Raw genomic sequence first — 14,225 nt, forward strand, 5'->3', positions numbered from 1 at the left:
ACGTTCGGCCGGTCAGGTCAGGGTGAGCGTTCACCATGCACGACAACGATGTGAGGATCAGGCATGAACGTAGAACCCGGTGGAACGGTCCAGACACTGGAGCCGCTGCGATCGGTCGACTCGATTGCGAGTCAGCTGTTGCGCGCCGAGGCGGAGCGCACGGCGCGCGCGCCGCTCACCGACGCCTACCCCGAGCTGGATATCGCCCTGGCCTATCGCATCCAGGACGAGGCGCTGAGTCAGCGGATCGAGCGCGGAGAGAACATCGTCGGTGTAAAGCTCGGGCTGACCTCGCCCGCCAAGCAGCGCCAGATGGGTGTGTCCGCACCGCTGACCGCCTGGCTCACCGACGCGATGACGTTGCCGGCCGGTTCCCCGCTTCCCCAGGATCTGCTCATCCATCCGCGAATCGAGCCCGAGATCACTTTCGTCATGGGGCGGCGCTTGGCCGGGCCTGGCGTCACGGCCGCCACGGCGCTGGCCGCGGTCGACCGGGTGTACGCAAGCCTCGAGATCATCGACAGCCGCTACCTCGACTTCCGGTTCACGCTGCCGGACGTGATCGCCGACAACGCGTCGTCCGCCTACTACGTGACCGGTCCGGTCGGCGCGGATCCCGCGGTCCTGAACCTCCCGCTCGAGGCATGCCTTCTCGAGGTCGACGGACAGCTCGCGGCGACCGGGGTCGGCGCGGCGGTGCAGGGGCATCCGGCAGAGGCCCTGGCCATGGCCGCCAACTCGCTGGCCGAGCGGGGCCACGCGATCGAGGCGGGTTGGATCGTGATGACCGGTGGCATGACCGACGCCGTCCCCGTGCCCCGTGGAACGACGATCACCGCACAGTTCACCCATCTCGGGTCGATCGGCGTGACGTGCTGAGCACCGAGCTGATTCGCCGCTCGGCTGCCCGGCCTTCACCGAGCTGTAATTGGGTAGTCCCTCGGTAGTTCCCCCGATGTGACGGAGACCACTGCGGGCATAACGTCGAGGAACAGGTCAACCACCCAGCAATCCGCCCAGGTGACATACCCGTCTTGCCCGAGCTGTCAGCCCACTTCAGCCCTGGTGACGGACACCCTGCGCACGTTCGGTGGACGTCCGTCGAGGGAGGTCTCGCCGCCCTCGACGAACCCGACCTGAATGCGACAGCCCACGTCGCGACTTCGTGACAGCCCAGCCCGCCGACCCCGCGGTCGGCCCTGGCGACCGAGAGGCAACCATGACGATTCCCAGCACCGCCACGTCGGCCCGGCCCACCGGCACCGCCCGTAGCGGCACGAGCATCCAGTTGATCACTGGCCGAGATCATCCCGACCCCGACTCGTCCACATCAGTGGCCAAGGCGCTGGCGCTGCTGAGCAGCTTCACTCCGCATCACCCCACCATGGGCGTTTCCGAGATCGCCCGCCGCGCGCAACTCCCGAAGTCGACCGCGCACCGGCTGCTCGCCGTCCTGGTCGACTGGGAGATGGTCACCAAGCGCGGCACGGAGTACTCGCCGGGCGCCCGGCTCAACGAGCTGGGCGCGCTCACCAAGCACCCCGACACCCAGGAGCTGCGGCGCGTCGCGCTGCCTCACCTACTCGACCTCTACGAAATGACCCACGAGACGGTGAACCTCTGCGTGCTCGCCGGAGAGGACGCGCTGTACGTGGACAAGATTCACGGTCACAACGGCGTCAACTCGCCAGCGTGCATCGGCGCGCGGCTACCGGCCGCCAACACGGCGATCGGCAAGGCGTTGCTCGCATTCAGCAGCACCGACGTACTCGCGCGTGTCTCAAACAATCTGCGTCCGGCGACGTCGTCGAGCATCGCTTCGCCGACTCAGCTCGCGCGCGAACTCACCATGATCCAGCGGTCCGGCATCGCCTACGACCGGCAGGAGATCCGACCGGGCCTGACCTGCATCGCGGCACCGGTGCGGAGTTGGTCCGGCGCGGTGATCGCCGCAGTCTCGATCTCCGGTCCCGTGCACCGGTTCCGGCCGGCGAACGCGGTGCCTGCCATCCGCGCCGTGGCTGCCGGGGTTGCCAAGCTCGCCCAGGAGATGAGCTGGCAGCAGCACATCTCCGTCTGACCCTTCATTCGAAAGCCCCGTGGCTCAGCCACGCAGACTCAACCCGTGGCGTCGCCACGCCGACAGTGAGGAAACTTGATGACCCGCCTGACCTTCGAGCTACCCGACAACGAGCAGGTCGCGGTTACGGTCCACACCCTGCTCAACGCCGGATACGCCGGCCGAAGCCAGGCCGACGTCGCCGCGCACGTCGCCGAGCTTGCCGAGTTGGGAGTACCCGCACCCACCAGGATTCCCTGCATCTACCCGATCGCGCCGTACCTTGCCATGCAGGTCGACGAGGTGCCCGTCCAGCACGAACGCACCTCGGGTGAGGCAGAGTGGGCGCTGGTCGTCGCCGGCGACGATCCGAGCGAGCTGCTGCTGACCGCGGCCTGCGACCACACCGACCGGCGGCTCGAACAGCACGGCGTGGCATGGAGCAAGCAGGCCGCACCCGACGTGCTGGCGCGTCAGGCGTGGCGGCTGGCCGACGTCGCGGACCGCATCGACGAGCTCACCCTCGTCGGGAGTGTGATGACCGAGGCCGGACCGCAGGTGATCCAGCACGGCACCCTCGCCGAGTTGCTGACCCCGATGTACTGGGCTGAGGAGCTGCGCGCGCGCGGCATGCTGAACCCCGGCACCGTGCTCATGTCCGGAACGATCCCGATGCGTGCCGAGGTCGACCAGTTCAGCACGGGATGGAGCGTCGAGCTGGGCGATCCGCGCACGGGCCGGTCGATCGAATTGTCCTACGCGGTGCGCCAAACTCCGCCACCGGTCGACTGACCGTTGACTCCGTTGCTCGATTCCGCCTACGTTCCCTTCTCTTCAGGAGCTGCTGTGCACGACCCTTCCGATCCCTGGTCCCCACTACGCCTCAATTCAGGTGCGACGCTGAGAAATCGGTTCGTCCTCGCGCCAATGACGACCGACGCCTCCGATCCGAACGGGTCGGCGACCGAGGCCGAGTTGAACTATCTGGCGCGGCGTGGTGCCGCCGAGTTCGGCGCGGCCATCACCTCCTGCGCCTTTGTGCACCCCGACGGGCGGGCCTGGCAGGGCATCGGTGCGACCGACGACTCGCACCTGGACAGCCTGGGAGCGGTGGCCGGGGCGGTCCGAGGCGACGGCGGGCTCGGTGTTCTGCAGATTTACGACGGTGGCCGCATCGCGCTACCGGAACTGGTCGGGCCCAGCGGTATTCGCGGACCCTCGCCCATCCCCTCGGCACGTCCAGGCGCCCGCATACCGCGAGAACTGACCGACCACGAGATCCAGGAACTGCTCACCGCGTTCGGGCGGGCGGCCGCCCTCGGCGTGCAGGCGGGATTCGACGGGATCGAGATCCATGGCGCAAACCACTACCTGATCCACCAGTTCTTCTCCCCACGGGCCAACCAGCGCACGGACCGATGGGGCGGTGACGTCGCCGAACGAATGCGCTTTCCGCTGGCGGTTGCCCAGGTCGTACGCGAGGCAGTTGGACCGGAGGTCACCGTGGGATTTCGGGTCACGCCGTTCGAGTCGGAGGCAGGCGGCTACACCCTCGACGATTCGGCACTCCTGGCCGACCGCCTGGCCGCCGACGGCGTCGACTACGTGCACATCTCGATGGACAACTTCCGCCGGAACTCCCCCCAACCGGAGGACCGAGACTGGACCAAGACCCGAGCACGCGTGGAGTCGCGCAATCCGATCGAGGCGATCGCCGCGGCGGTGGCCGGGCGCAGCGCGGTCGTCGCGAGCGGCGGCATCCGCACGCTGAACGACGCCCGCGATGCCCTGGGCGCGGGCGCGGATCTGGTTGCGGTCGGACGTGCGGCGCTCATCGACCCCGAGTGGATCGACAAGCTGAAGGCCGGCGCACACTCTCAGGTTCGGACTCAGCTACCGGAGGATGCCGCCGATATCGAGTCGGTGCTGACCATCCCACCGCGCATGGTGCGCTACCTGCTGAGCAGGCCCGGGTGGATTCCGCGCGCGGGACAGGACGCCTAGCGGTGGCGGACACAAGCGTGCGAATCGGGCTCTGCCAGCTGACCTCCACCGCCGACCCAAACCACAACCTGTCGCTCGTACGCAGCTGGGTGGAGCGCGCCGCCGAGGCCGGCGCGCGGGTCGTGGTGTTCCCGGAGGCCACGATGGCCCATTTCGGCGTCCCACTCGCCGCGGTCGCCGAACCGATCGACGGCCCGTGGGCATCCGCGGTCAGCGAGATCGCCAGCGACCACGGTGTGATGATCGCCGCGGGTATGTTCACCCCGGACGGTGACCGGGTGCGCAACACTGTGCTGCTCACCGGGCTCGGTCAGCACCTCGGGTATCACAAGATCCACCTCTACGACGCCTTCGGCTATCGCGAATCCGACACCGTGGTGCCCGGCACTGACTGCGTCACGGTCACGGTCGACGACCTCGTGATCGGGGTCGCGACCTGCTACGACATCAGGTTCCCTGCCCTGTTCCAGCGCCTCGCCGAGGCCGGGGCGAGCGCGGTGCTGCTGCCGACCTCGTGGGGTGCAGGGGAAGGCAAGGCACAGCAGTGGGAGGTGCTCGTCCGCGCCCGGGCGTTGGACTCGGGAGCGTGGATACTCGGATGCGACCAGGCGGACCCGAGGACGACAAGTGTCCAGGTGAATCCGGACGCACCGACTGGCATTGGCCGGTCCCTCGTCGCCGACCCGTTCGGCGCCGTCGCGGGCCGGCTGGGCGCCGAGCCGGACTTGCTGATCGCCGATGTCGACGCGGCCACCGCGATCCGCTCTCGGGAGCGGACGGGTGTGTTGGCCAACCGTGCGCCCGCGACGTTCTGAGTTCCGGACATCGACGTTGTCGGACCGAAAATCCCCCGTGCGGATGGCCGCCGAGCGGATTCCGGCAACCACGAGCCGACGCTGACCGTCCCGCCGCCGTCGGCTCATCGACCCTGTCGGGCGAGGAGCGCCGCGACCTGGGTCCGGGAGTTCACCTCGAGCTTGGTGAAGATGTGCTCGACGTGACTCTCCACGGTGCGCAGCGCGACGACCAATGCCTGAGCGATCTGTTTGTTCGTCAGGCCCTCGGCGAGCAACCGCGCCACCTGTGTTTCCCGGGGTGTGAGGCTGGCGATGAGTGCGTCGTCGGGCGAGGATTCCTCCTCGACCGGCGGCGCCTCCCCCAGCGCGTAGGCGATCGCCTGCTCCGTGTCGAGCCGTCGCCCATCAGCGATGGCGGATTTAAATAAGCTGTCCCCCAATAGCGTTCGACTCTCCTGCACTGTCCGTTCGCTCCAGGTCCGCAGTTCGAACCCACTGGGGTAGTGCCCCAGCGGTTCCCACACCCGTCGAACCGCCCCCGACAACCGCGCCGATCGGAGCGCGTCACCCTCCGCCACGGCGACCCAGGACAGCAGTTCCATCACGACCGCGATGCCGAGCACGTCCTGAAAGGGTCGCTTGATCGCCAACGCCTCCCGCAGCTGCTCACCGGCCGTGGCGATGTCGCCGCGCATCCAGTTCGCCAGGCCGAGAAACGTGAGGATCCAGGACAACAACCAGCGTTCGCCGTGCACCGTGCACGCATCGCGACACCGCTCGAGCACCTCGAGTGCCCGCTCCGGCTCCTGCCGACGACAGTAGGCCCAGCCCACATGTTCGAGCGCGAGTACGTGGAGCATGCTGGGACCGCCCGCCTCCTCCATTGCCGATCCCTCCTCGATCAGCGCCATGCCAAGCGCCGTATTGCCGAGGTTGTGTTCGGCGACTCCGCGAAGGTGCGTCGCGTGTGCGAGGTTCACGGTATCGCCCAGTTCGCGCGCGAGGTCCTCGCTGCTGCGCAACAAGTCCAGGGCGACAACGGCTTTACCCTCCGCCACCGCGAGATAGCCGTTCGACCACAGCGCGGCCGCGCGCTCGGGGCTCGGGGCGCTGTCCGACGCCAGCGATCGATCCAGCCAGTGGCGGCCCTCTCGCTGCTGTCCGCACCCCAACCAGTACCAGAACAGTGCCGAGGCCATGCCGAGGGCGGCCCGTCCACCGTCGGGATCCGAGAGCAGCGCATCGAGGACCGCGCGCAGGTTGGCGTGCTCCCCGCGCATCCGTTCGACCATCTGCTCCTGGCCCGGACCGAACCAGTTCTCGTCGAACTCCCGCGCCAGACGCCGGTAGTACGCCCGATAACGCTCGACGATCGCCGCATCGGCAGGGTTCTCGCGCAGCTTCCGCAGTCCGTACTCCCGGACCGTTTCGAGCATGCGGTAGGTCGGCCTTCCATCAGTGACATGCCGGACGAGAATCGACTTGTCCACCAGCGCCGCGATGCAGTCCACGACCGCGTCCCTGGGTAGATCGTCGCCGCTGCAGACGCACTCGGCGGCCTGCAGGTGTACGGATCCGGTGAACACCGACAGCCGATCCCACAGCAGTCGTTCCCGATCCGAACAGAGTTCGTAACTCCAATCCAGCATCGCCCACAACGACTGGTGCCGCGGCGCCGCGGAGCGGTCTCCGACGCTGAGCAGCCGGTAGTGGTCGTCGAGGCGATCGAGAAGCTCGCTCGGCGACAACGCGCGCATGCGCCCGGCCGCCAGCTCGATCGCCAGTGGCAACCCGTCGAGCCGACGACACAGTTCCTCGACCGTCTCCGCGTTGTCCGGGGTGACCCGGAATCCGGGGGCAGCGGCCGCGGCCCGCTCCGCGAACAGCGTCACAGCCGCGGGCCGCGTACCCTCGGCGCCCGCCCGATCATTCGTCGCGCGCTGGACCGAGAGCGGCTCCACCGCGAACACATGCTCACCGGCGACTCGCAGTGGCTCACGGCTGGTGACCAGGATTCGTAGATTTGAGCAGGCGGACAACAGGTTCCGGACCAGGACCGCGCTCTCGTCGAGCAGGTGCTCGCAGTTGTCGAGCACCAGTAGCAGCTCACGCCCACGCAGATAGTCGATCATGGTCGCCACCACGTCCGCCTGGTGGGTGGGAGCGCCCACCACCTGCGCCACCGTCAACGCAACCAGGGCGGGATCGGCGACCTCGGCCAATTCGACCAGCACCGCACCGTCAGAGAACCCGCGTCGGGCCTTACGGGCCACGTGGACCGCGAGCCGGGTCTTGCCCACGCCACCGATCCCGGTCAGCGTCACCAGCCGCGAGAGGCCCACCAGACGGCGAATCTCCACTGATTCCGTGCTGCGTCCGACCAGGCTCGTCATGTCCGCCGGCAGGCCCTGCGCGGCGGGGAGCGGCGGGGCATCGGCCATCACATCACCTCGGGCGTCAATTGGGGGTACTTCAGCATTCAACGATAGTCACTGTCGCCACACGAGGCCCAGAAATGGCGGCGTCCGATGACGTTCCGGCAGTCGGACCAGCTCCGTTGGCACCACAGTATGCGGCTCGTAGTTTACCGAGAACTCGCACCGCACACCACGAGGAGCTGTCACGTGATCGATCAACAGACCACAACAAACTCCGGTCGGCGAATCCAGACCTCGCAGCAAACCGAGGAGTTCTTCCGAACAATCGACGAGGAGTTGAAACAGGGAATTGTTTCACCCCGAATATTCAACGATTCCGAACTCTACGCCCACGAACTGGACCGAATTTTTGCCCGCTGCTGGTGTTTCGTCGCGCACGAATCCGAGATCCCGATGCCGGGCGACTACGTGCTGCGGTACATCGGACAGGATCAGTTCATCGTCGTGCGCGACGAAGACGGTCAGGTGCGGGTCTTGTTCAACAAGTGCACGCACCGCGGCAGCCCGGTCTGCCGGGTGGAGAAGGGAAACAGTTCACATTTCCGCTGCCCGTACCACTCGTGGGTGTTCAAGAACACTGGCGAGTGGAGCGGCGCGCCGTACCGCAAAAAGGCCTACAAGAAGCTCGATGCCGAACTCTGGGGCCTCGCCTCCGCGCCTCATGTGGATTCGGTCCACGGCCTGATCTTCGCGTCGTTGGATCCCGGCGCCCCGACACTCGACGAGTACCTCGGCGAGATGCGGTGGTATCTGGACGCGCTGCTCGGCCTCAACGATCAAGGCATGAGCGCGATCGGCGAACCCCAACGCTGGAGGGTTCCGGCGAACTGGAAGTCCGGTGCCGAGAACTTCATGGCCGACGCCTACCACGTTCCCTCCCTGCATCGTTCGGCAGAGGAAGTCGGCATGTTTCCCGGTATCGAGGCCGGCGGGGCCGGGCCGCAGGCGTCGTCCCGACACGTGTACTTCGACGAGGGCCACGGCATGATCATCAACGACGGCTTCCTGCCACCGCCGTGGCATCGGTCCGGCTTCCCACCCGAGGTGGCCGACACGTTCCAGCCCGATCGACTGACCTCAGATCAGCAGCTGTTCGTCGAAAATCATTCGGCAACAACCTTTCTCATCTTCCCCAATCTCGGGCTGGTGCGTGTTCCTGCATCCCCGCATCCGGGCGCCCCGCCGACGGTGTTCACCTACCTGCGCCAGTGGCAGCCCTCCGGTCCAGACACCATCGTGAACTGGAACTGGACGCTGGGATGGAACAGCGCGCCGGAGGGTTTCAACGAGGAGGCCTATGTCGCCGCGTTGAGCATGCACGGCCCTGCCGGCATCCTCGAACAGGACGACACCGTGGTCTGGGGCGGCGCACCAGTGGCGGGCAAGTCGGTCTTCGCGCGAAAGAGCGGAATGCGCTTCAATTTTCAGCTCGGCCTCGACGGCATGAGCGACTACGCCGAAGACCCCGAGTGGCGATTCCCCGGCCGTGCCACCACCTCCGCCCTCGGCGAAGCCCCGCAACGGGCCTTCTACCGCCGGTGGCTGCGCGAGGTATCCACACCCGACCGACCCGAGCGAACGGAGAACGGAGAATGATCGTCACCACCGACACCTCGCGGGACATCACCGGAGAATGCACCCAGTTCCTGTTCCGCGAGGCCGAGTACCTCGATCACCGAGAGTTCGACCGCTGGCTCGGTCTCCTGTCCGAGGAACTCGTGTACGTGATGCCGATTCGTGTCACGCGAGGACCGGAGGCGCGACACCTGGAATTCTCGCCGGTCGGATTTCACATGAAGGACACCTACGCATCGATGAAGATGCGGGTTTCCCGGCTCCACACCGAGCATGCCTATGCCGAGGATCCGCCCTCTCGTACCCAGCGGTTGGTGACCAACGTCCGCGTCGATCCGATCGACGACGCCGGCAAGTACGACGTGCGCAGCAATTTCATGTGCTTTCGGGCACAGGGCGACGGCATTGAATCGGATTTGATTGTCGGCGAGCGACTGGACGTCCTGCACGACACCTCCGACGGCTGGAAGCTGGCGGCCCGGACCGTACACCTGGCGCACACCACGCTGGCGACCGCGAACCTCGGGGTGTTCCTGTGACCTCGATGCGGCTCAGCAACGAGTTCGCCGACGTGATCGTGCGGGTGATCTCGACCGGAAACGGCGAGCGGCTAGAGATCTCCTCGCCCCGGCGGGGTTCGACCATCCGGCTCGATCCGGTGGAACTGGAGGCCCTGACCTGGCAGACCACCGAAGTCTTCACCCGGATGCTGGAGGGATCAATCGGCCCGGCGACGTTGTGACGCCTGCCTGTTCTGCCCCGAAAGTGGGCGCAACCGTTGTGGAAAGGAAACAGACATGAATGAAGGTTGGCTGAGCGGGAAGGTCGTGCTGATCACCGGTGGTGGTACCGGGATCGGCCGCGCCGTGGTGGAACGCTTCGTCGAGGAGGGTGCGCAGGTCGGCGTGCTCGACCGATCTGAGGAGGCCATCGCGGAACTGCGCGCGCTGCCCGGCGCGAACGTGTCCGCGACCCAGGGCGACGTCCGCAGCCTCGACGACCACAAGCGGGCCGTCGCCGACACCGTCGAGCGGTTCGGCAGGCTCGACGTGTTGGTGACCGTGGCCGGCATCTTCGACTATTTCGTGTCGCTCGAGAGCCTCGAGGACGACCGGATCGACGCCGCCTTCGCCGAGATGTTCGACATCAACGTCAAAGGCTCGTTGCTTGCGGTGAAGGCCGCCCTGCCGGAACTGTCCAAGACACATGGCAACGTGGTGCTGACCATCTCCAATGCCGGCTTCCTGCCCGGCGGCGGCGGACCGCTCTACACCGGATCGAAGTTCGCTGTTCGTGGCCTGCTTTCCCAGCTCTCATTCGAACTCGCTCCACACATCCGGGTGAACGCTGTAGCGCCGGGCGGGACGGTCACGCAGCTGCGCGGCATGGAGGCGATGGGCTCCGGCGATCAACGCCTGGTCGACATGCCCGACCTGGCCGGCCTGATCCGCCAGACCAATCCGCTGCAGGTGGCCTCCGAACCCGCCGACCATGCGTGGGCATACGTCTACCTGGCCTCCAAGGAGCGGACGCAGTCGGTGACCGGCTGTGTCATCCACTCCGACGGTGGGCTGCAGAGCCGCGGGCTGGTTCCGCTCGGCGGCGAGCTGACCTCGTAGCCGGGGGCGCCTTCGCCACCTGGTGGTGTGTCTCGGGTTCATCTGAGACACACCACTAGGGCCTTTGCGGGGTGGACCTTGTGCCGCCGGCCCGACGGCGAGCCAGCTCGGCATGGACATCGCAGAGGGTCGGGAAGCGCCCGCCGACGGCGGGGCGGATCACCATGCCCCGATCGACCTCGGCGACGAAATGCTCGAGCGCCTCGGTCGCCCACCTCTGCACGGGACCCATCGGCGACAACCGCGAGTTCAGCATCGCACTCTCCTTCTAACCGACTGTGGCACAACGGCACTCAAGAATCCTGACTTGAATGTCCGTGACATGCGCTCACGCTATGGAATTCAGGCGGCATCGTCTACGACACCGTTCAGCCGTACGAAACAGCTCTCCCGACCCGGGCGTCCGACGGGTTCCGATTCCACCGATCTGAGAGGTGAACATGCACAGCTACAACACGATCTTCATCGACGGCCATTGGGTTTCGTCGACCGGAGGCGACACGATCTCGATCGTCTCGCCACACGACGAGCAGGTGATCGCATCGGTTCCGAACGGCACGCCCGCCGACATCGACGCGGCCGTCGGTGCGGCCCGCCGCGCGTTCGACACAGGCCCCTGGCCGCGTATGACCGTTTCTGAGCGCCTCGACTTCCTGACCCGGCTGGCCGATCTGTACGAGGCGCGACTCGAAGACTTCGCCCAGATCATCAGCGCCGAGATGGGTGCGCCGATCACCCTGTCCCGGGCCCGACAGGCCACCGGCGGCCTGTACTGCCTGCGCTCGACCATCTCCGTTGCCGAAGAATATGAATGGGAACAACCCCGTCCCACCGCCGAGAGCGGTCCCGCCATCGTGCGCAGACTTCCGGTCGGCGTCGTCGGCGCGATCGCTCCGTTCAACTTTCCGCAGATGCTGATCATGGCCAAGCTGGCGCCGGCACTTGCTGCAGGCTGCACAGTGGTGGTCAAGCCCGCTCCGGAGTGCCCACTGGACGCAATGCTGCTGGCCGAGCTCGTCGAGCAGGCGGGCCTACCGGCGGGAGTGGTCAACGTGGTGCCCGCGGACAAGGCCGCATCGGAACATCTGGTGGCGCACCCAATGGTGGACAAGATCGCCTTCACCGGCTCGACGCCAGCCGGCCGACAGATCGCCTCCGTGTGCGGACGTGACATGCGACGCTGCACCGTCGAACTGGGCGGCAAGTCCGCGGCGATCATCCTCGACGACGCCGATCCGGTGGCCACCGCGTCCGCGATGGAGTTCGCCTCGTTCGCCAACAGCGGGCAGGGGTGCGTGAGCCAGACCCGGATTCTCGTGCCGCGCGCACGCAAGAGCGCCCACATCAATGCCCTAGCGGACATGGTCGAGTCGCTGCACGTCGGCGACCCGTCCGACCCCACCGTCGACGTCGGGCCGATGGTGACCCGCACCCAGCAGCAGCGGGTGGCCGAATACATCGAGCTCGGCGCCGACGAGGGCGCGACCACCGTCGTCGGCGGCCCGGGCATGCCGGAGGGATTGACGCACGGGTGGTACGTGCGCCCTACGCTCTTCGCGGATGTGCACAACGGAATGCGGATCGCGCAGGAGGAGATCTTCGGCCCCGTGGTGTGTGTCATCGAGTACGAGGACATCGACGACGCCGTGCGGATCGCACAGGACTCCCCGTACGGTCTGGGTGGCTCGGTGTGGACGAACGACCGCGCGGCAGGGATGGCGGTCGCCGATCGCATGCGGACCGGCATGTTCGGCATCAACACCTTCACCCTCGACTTCGGGAGCCCTTTCGGCGGGTTCAAGGCCAGCGGGATCGGTCGTGAGTTCGGGCCGGAGAGCCTCGATGAGTACACCGAGTCGCAGACGCTCTACGTGGACGCCGCGCTCGCGTGACCCCTCCCTCGGAGACTACTGAACGACGAGACGCCCGATCGGCGGCCTGCTGACCGGTGTGGAAGTCCTGGCCGCGCTCGCCAGAAGCCAGAAAACGAACGTGCCCCAGACAGGGGTTCGGCCGGGGATGTAGCGATTAATCGCATCCTCGGCCGGATCTCTGCTTCTCAAGTTATTGACCGTTACCGGCCTTTCTTCTTGATCCGCACCCCTGAGAGTACGCCCGGCGCGGCACCCTCGGCAATAGTTCTGACCTGCGAATCAGGGGTGAATTTCGCGACGCCGGGACCGGACGCGATTGCGGAAACGGGCGCCGAGGACGATCGTCAGAGGTACCGATGGCGGCAGGGTCGCACCCACCGTGCGGTCCGTCGGCAACTGCTCCGGGAGGCACCATGGCACTACCCAGCCCATGGCCCACGATTCACGCCGAGCGGTCGGCCCTCGCAGACGACCTAGCCTCGCTCACCGACGAGCAATGGTCGGCTCCGTCGCTGTGCGGGCAGTGGTCGGTGTGGGAAACGCTCGGTCACATGACCGCGACCGCGAAGATGACGCCCGCTCGGTTCCTCCGCAAGATGGCGGGGACCGGATTCCGCTTCGAACCGATGTTCGCGAAAGAGATCGCGCGGGAGACCGCGGGCACCCCTGCCGACGCCCTCGCACAGTTCCGGTCCGCCGCGAACAGGTCCACCGCTCCGCCCGGCCCGGTCGACACCTGGCTGGGCGAGACGATCGTGCACGCCGAGGACATCCGGCGCCCCCTCGGCATCACACACGAGTACCCGCCGGACGCCCTCGTGCGCGTCGCGGACTTCTTCAAGGGCTCGAACCTGCTGATCGGCACCAAGACCCGCATCGCCGGGCTCACCCTCCGCGCCACCGACGCCGACTGGTCGACGGGGTCCGGGCCGGAAGTGACGGGCCCGATGCTCCCCCTCGTCCTCGCAATGACGGGACGGCCCGCCGGACTGGCTGATCTGTCCGGCGACGGCCTGGCCACGCTGACCGAGCGGATCTGACCAGGCGCTCCGTCCCGACGCCGCTACTGCTGCTGAATCGAGGCGATCTGGAAGTTCGCGCCGAGCGGATCGGCCACCGCCGCCAACCGGCCGAACGGCGTGTCCTCCGCGGGGCGGACGACCGAGCCCCCGAGTTCGACCACCTTCTCGAGCGCCAGATCCGTGTCCTGCACGCCGACGTAGAACTGCCAGAACGACGGGACACCCTCGGGCAGGAAGCCGGATGCGTCCATCGCGCCCGCCACCATCTCGTCGCCGATCTTGGCCTGGGAGTACCTGAACTCGTCGCTGTCGCCGATCGGGTCGTAACTCCACCCGAACACGCTCTCGTAGAACGGCAACGCCGCCGCGTAGTCGCGAGACAACGTCTCGAACCAGACCGGGGCGCCCGCCTCGTCCACCAGACCGAATCCGCGGTGCTGATCCGCCTGCCAGACACCGACAACGGCGCCGGCCGGGTCACCGATGATCGCCATCGTGCCCTGGTCGCCGACCACCATTGCGGGCATCATCACCTGTCCGCCCGCGGCCGCGGCCTTGTCCGCGGTCGCCGCCGCATCCTCCGACGCGAGGTAGACGGTCCAGATGTTGCCGTACGGATTGCCCTCCTGCTGCGGGCCGAGCCCGGCGATCGGCTTGCCGTCCTTGCTGAAGATCGAGTAGCCGCCGTACTGCGGGTCCTCATTGGTGTCGGCCGCCCACCCGAAGAGCCCGGAGTAGAAGGGGATGACGCGCTGCGGATCCGAACTGGTCAGGTCCACCCAACACGGTGCGCCGACTATGGTCTTGGGTTCAGGCACTGCTGTCTCCTATGGCCGA

At 67.1% G+C, this 14,225-nt stretch carries 14 protein-coding genes; 11 read left to right on the plus strand and 3 right to left on the minus strand.

Annotation, left to right across the window (positions count from 1 at the left end; translation table 11 throughout):
• The first annotated feature begins 63 nt into the window (after positions 1-63).
• The 5 genes from RM1_RS10265 to RM1_RS10285 all read left to right on the plus strand — a co-directional run bounded on the left by RM1_RS10265 (position 64) and on the right by RM1_RS10285 (position 4,878).
• A complete protein-coding gene (locus RM1_RS10265; RefSeq protein WP_092667715.1) occupies positions 64-879 on the plus strand; it encodes a 2-keto-4-pentenoate hydratase in 816 nt (271 codons plus the stop codon).
• A 340-nt stretch (positions 880-1,219) separates the two neighbouring features.
• The gene (locus tag RM1_RS10270) at positions 1,220-2,080 is read left to right on the plus strand and encodes an IclR family transcriptional regulator (RefSeq protein ID WP_083576643.1); all 861 of its coding nucleotides are present in this window, start codon (positions 1,220-1,222) and stop codon (positions 2,078-2,080) included.
• Between the two features lie 78 nt (positions 2,081-2,158).
• Positions 2,159-2,851 (plus strand): DUF2848 domain-containing protein, encoded by a 693-nt coding sequence (locus tag RM1_RS10275; protein WP_072751193.1) that lies wholly within the window; start codon positions 2,159-2,161, stop codon positions 2,849-2,851.
• Positions 2,852-2,905: 54 nt separating this feature from the next.
• Positions 2,906-4,063, plus strand: a complete 1,158-nt coding sequence (locus tag RM1_RS10280; RefSeq protein ID WP_072751194.1) for an oxidoreductase — start codon at positions 2,906-2,908, stop codon at positions 4,061-4,063.
• A 2-nt stretch (positions 4,064-4,065) separates the two neighbouring features.
• Positions 4,066-4,878: a carbon-nitrogen hydrolase family protein gene (locus tag RM1_RS10285; RefSeq protein ID WP_092667716.1), complete on the plus strand. Its 813-nt coding sequence runs from the start codon at positions 4,066-4,068 to the stop codon at positions 4,876-4,878.
• 104 nt (positions 4,879-4,982) lie between these two features.
• Here RM1_RS10285 and RM1_RS10290 read toward each other — a convergent pair whose 3' ends face one another.
• Complete coding sequence (locus RM1_RS10290) at positions 4,983-7,301, minus strand: ATP-binding protein (protein WP_072751195.1); 2,319 nt, start codon at positions 7,299-7,301, stop codon at positions 4,983-4,985.
• A gap of 87 nt (positions 7,302-7,388) precedes the next feature.
• Between RM1_RS10290 and RM1_RS10295 the strand changes: the two genes are divergently transcribed.
• The 4 genes from RM1_RS10295 to hcaB are packed head-to-tail and all read left to right on the plus strand — an operon-like array spanning position 7,389 to position 10,492.
• Positions 7,389-8,894 (plus strand): aromatic ring-hydroxylating oxygenase subunit alpha, encoded by a 1,506-nt coding sequence (locus tag RM1_RS10295; RefSeq protein WP_245816194.1) that lies wholly within the window; start codon positions 7,389-7,391, stop codon positions 8,892-8,894.
• A complete protein-coding gene (locus RM1_RS10300) occupies positions 8,891-9,412 on the plus strand; it encodes an aromatic-ring-hydroxylating dioxygenase subunit beta (RefSeq protein ID WP_072751196.1) in 522 nt (173 codons plus the stop codon). Before RM1_RS10295 ends, RM1_RS10300 begins: the two co-directional genes overlap by 4 nt.
• Before the next feature lie 5 nt (positions 9,413-9,417).
• Entirely contained in the window at positions 9,418-9,615 is a 198-nt protein-coding gene (locus RM1_RS10305) for a dihydrodiol dehydrogenase (protein WP_072751253.1), read from the plus strand.
• Positions 9,616-9,670: 55 nt separating this feature from the next.
• A complete protein-coding gene (gene hcaB / locus RM1_RS10310) occupies positions 9,671-10,492 on the plus strand; it encodes a 3-(cis-5,6-dihydroxycyclohexa-1,3-dien-1-yl)propanoate dehydrogenase (protein ID WP_072751197.1) in 822 nt (273 codons plus the stop codon).
• 55 nt (positions 10,493-10,547) lie between these two features.
• On the opposite strand, the gene RM1_RS10315 is transcribed toward hcaB, so the two are convergent.
• On the minus strand, positions 10,548-10,748 hold the full coding sequence (locus tag RM1_RS10315; protein ID WP_072751198.1) for a hypothetical protein: 201 nt from the start codon (positions 10,746-10,748) through the stop codon (positions 10,548-10,550).
• A 184-nt stretch (positions 10,749-10,932) separates the two neighbouring features.
• Here RM1_RS10315 and RM1_RS10320 point away from each other — a divergent pair, with 184 nt between their 5' ends.
• Together RM1_RS10320 and RM1_RS10325 are read left to right on the plus strand one after the other, a co-directional pair.
• A complete protein-coding gene (locus tag RM1_RS10320; protein ID WP_072751254.1) occupies positions 10,933-12,384 on the plus strand; it encodes an aldehyde dehydrogenase in 1,452 nt (483 codons plus the stop codon).
• Between the two features lie 395 nt (positions 12,385-12,779).
• Positions 12,780-13,406, plus strand: coding sequence for a maleylpyruvate isomerase family mycothiol-dependent enzyme (locus RM1_RS10325; RefSeq protein WP_072751199.1), 627 nt, complete (start codon positions 12,780-12,782; stop codon positions 13,404-13,406).
• Positions 13,407-13,429: 23 nt separating this feature from the next.
• Here RM1_RS10325 and RM1_RS10330 read toward each other — a convergent pair whose 3' ends face one another.
• A complete protein-coding gene (locus RM1_RS10330) occupies positions 13,430-14,206 on the minus strand; it encodes a VOC family protein (RefSeq protein ID WP_072751200.1) in 777 nt (258 codons plus the stop codon).
• Positions 14,207-14,225: the final 19 nt, after the last annotated feature.

The sequence above is a fragment of the Rhodococcus maanshanensis NBRC 100610 genome, assembly GCF_001894865.1.
Taxonomy (GTDB): Bacteria; Actinomycetota; Actinomycetes; order Mycobacteriales; family Mycobacteriaceae; genus Rhodococcus_G; species Rhodococcus_G maanshanensis.

Excerpts from the sequence above, each read along its gene's own strand:
- RM1_RS10265 (WP_092667715.1), top strand. The coding sequence starts at position 64 with ATGAACGTAGAACCCGGTGGAACGGTCCAGACACTGGAGCCGCTGCGA.
- RM1_RS10275 (WP_072751193.1), top strand. The coding sequence starts at position 2,159 with ATGACCCGCCTGACCTTCGAGCTACCCGACAACGAGCAGGTCGCGGTT.
- RM1_RS10305 (WP_072751253.1), top strand. The coding sequence starts at position 9,418 with ATGCGGCTCAGCAACGAGTTCGCCGACGTGATCGTGCGGGTGATCTCG.
- RM1_RS10325 (WP_072751199.1), top strand. The coding sequence starts at position 12,780 with ATGGCACTACCCAGCCCATGGCCCACGATTCACGCCGAGCGGTCGGCC.
- RM1_RS10270 (WP_083576643.1), top strand. The coding sequence starts at position 1,220 with ATGACGATTCCCAGCACCGCCACGTCGGCCCGGCCCACCGGCACCGCC.
- RM1_RS10300 (WP_072751196.1), top strand. The coding sequence starts at position 8,891 with ATGATCGTCACCACCGACACCTCGCGGGACATCACCGGAGAATGCACC.
- RM1_RS10290 (WP_072751195.1), bottom strand. The coding sequence starts at position 7,301 with ATGGCCGATGCCCCGCCGCTCCCCGCCGCGCAGGGCCTGCCGGCGGAC.
- hcaB (WP_072751197.1), top strand. The coding sequence starts at position 9,671 with ATGAATGAAGGTTGGCTGAGCGGGAAGGTCGTGCTGATCACCGGTGGT.
- RM1_RS10320 (WP_072751254.1), top strand. The coding sequence starts at position 10,933 with ATGCACAGCTACAACACGATCTTCATCGACGGCCATTGGGTTTCGTCG.
- RM1_RS10295 (WP_245816194.1), top strand. The coding sequence starts at position 7,389 with ATGACGTTCCGGCAGTCGGACCAGCTCCGTTGGCACCACAGTATGCGG.
- RM1_RS10315 (WP_072751198.1), bottom strand. The coding sequence starts at position 10,748 with ATGCTGAACTCGCGGTTGTCGCCGATGGGTCCCGTGCAGAGGTGGGCG.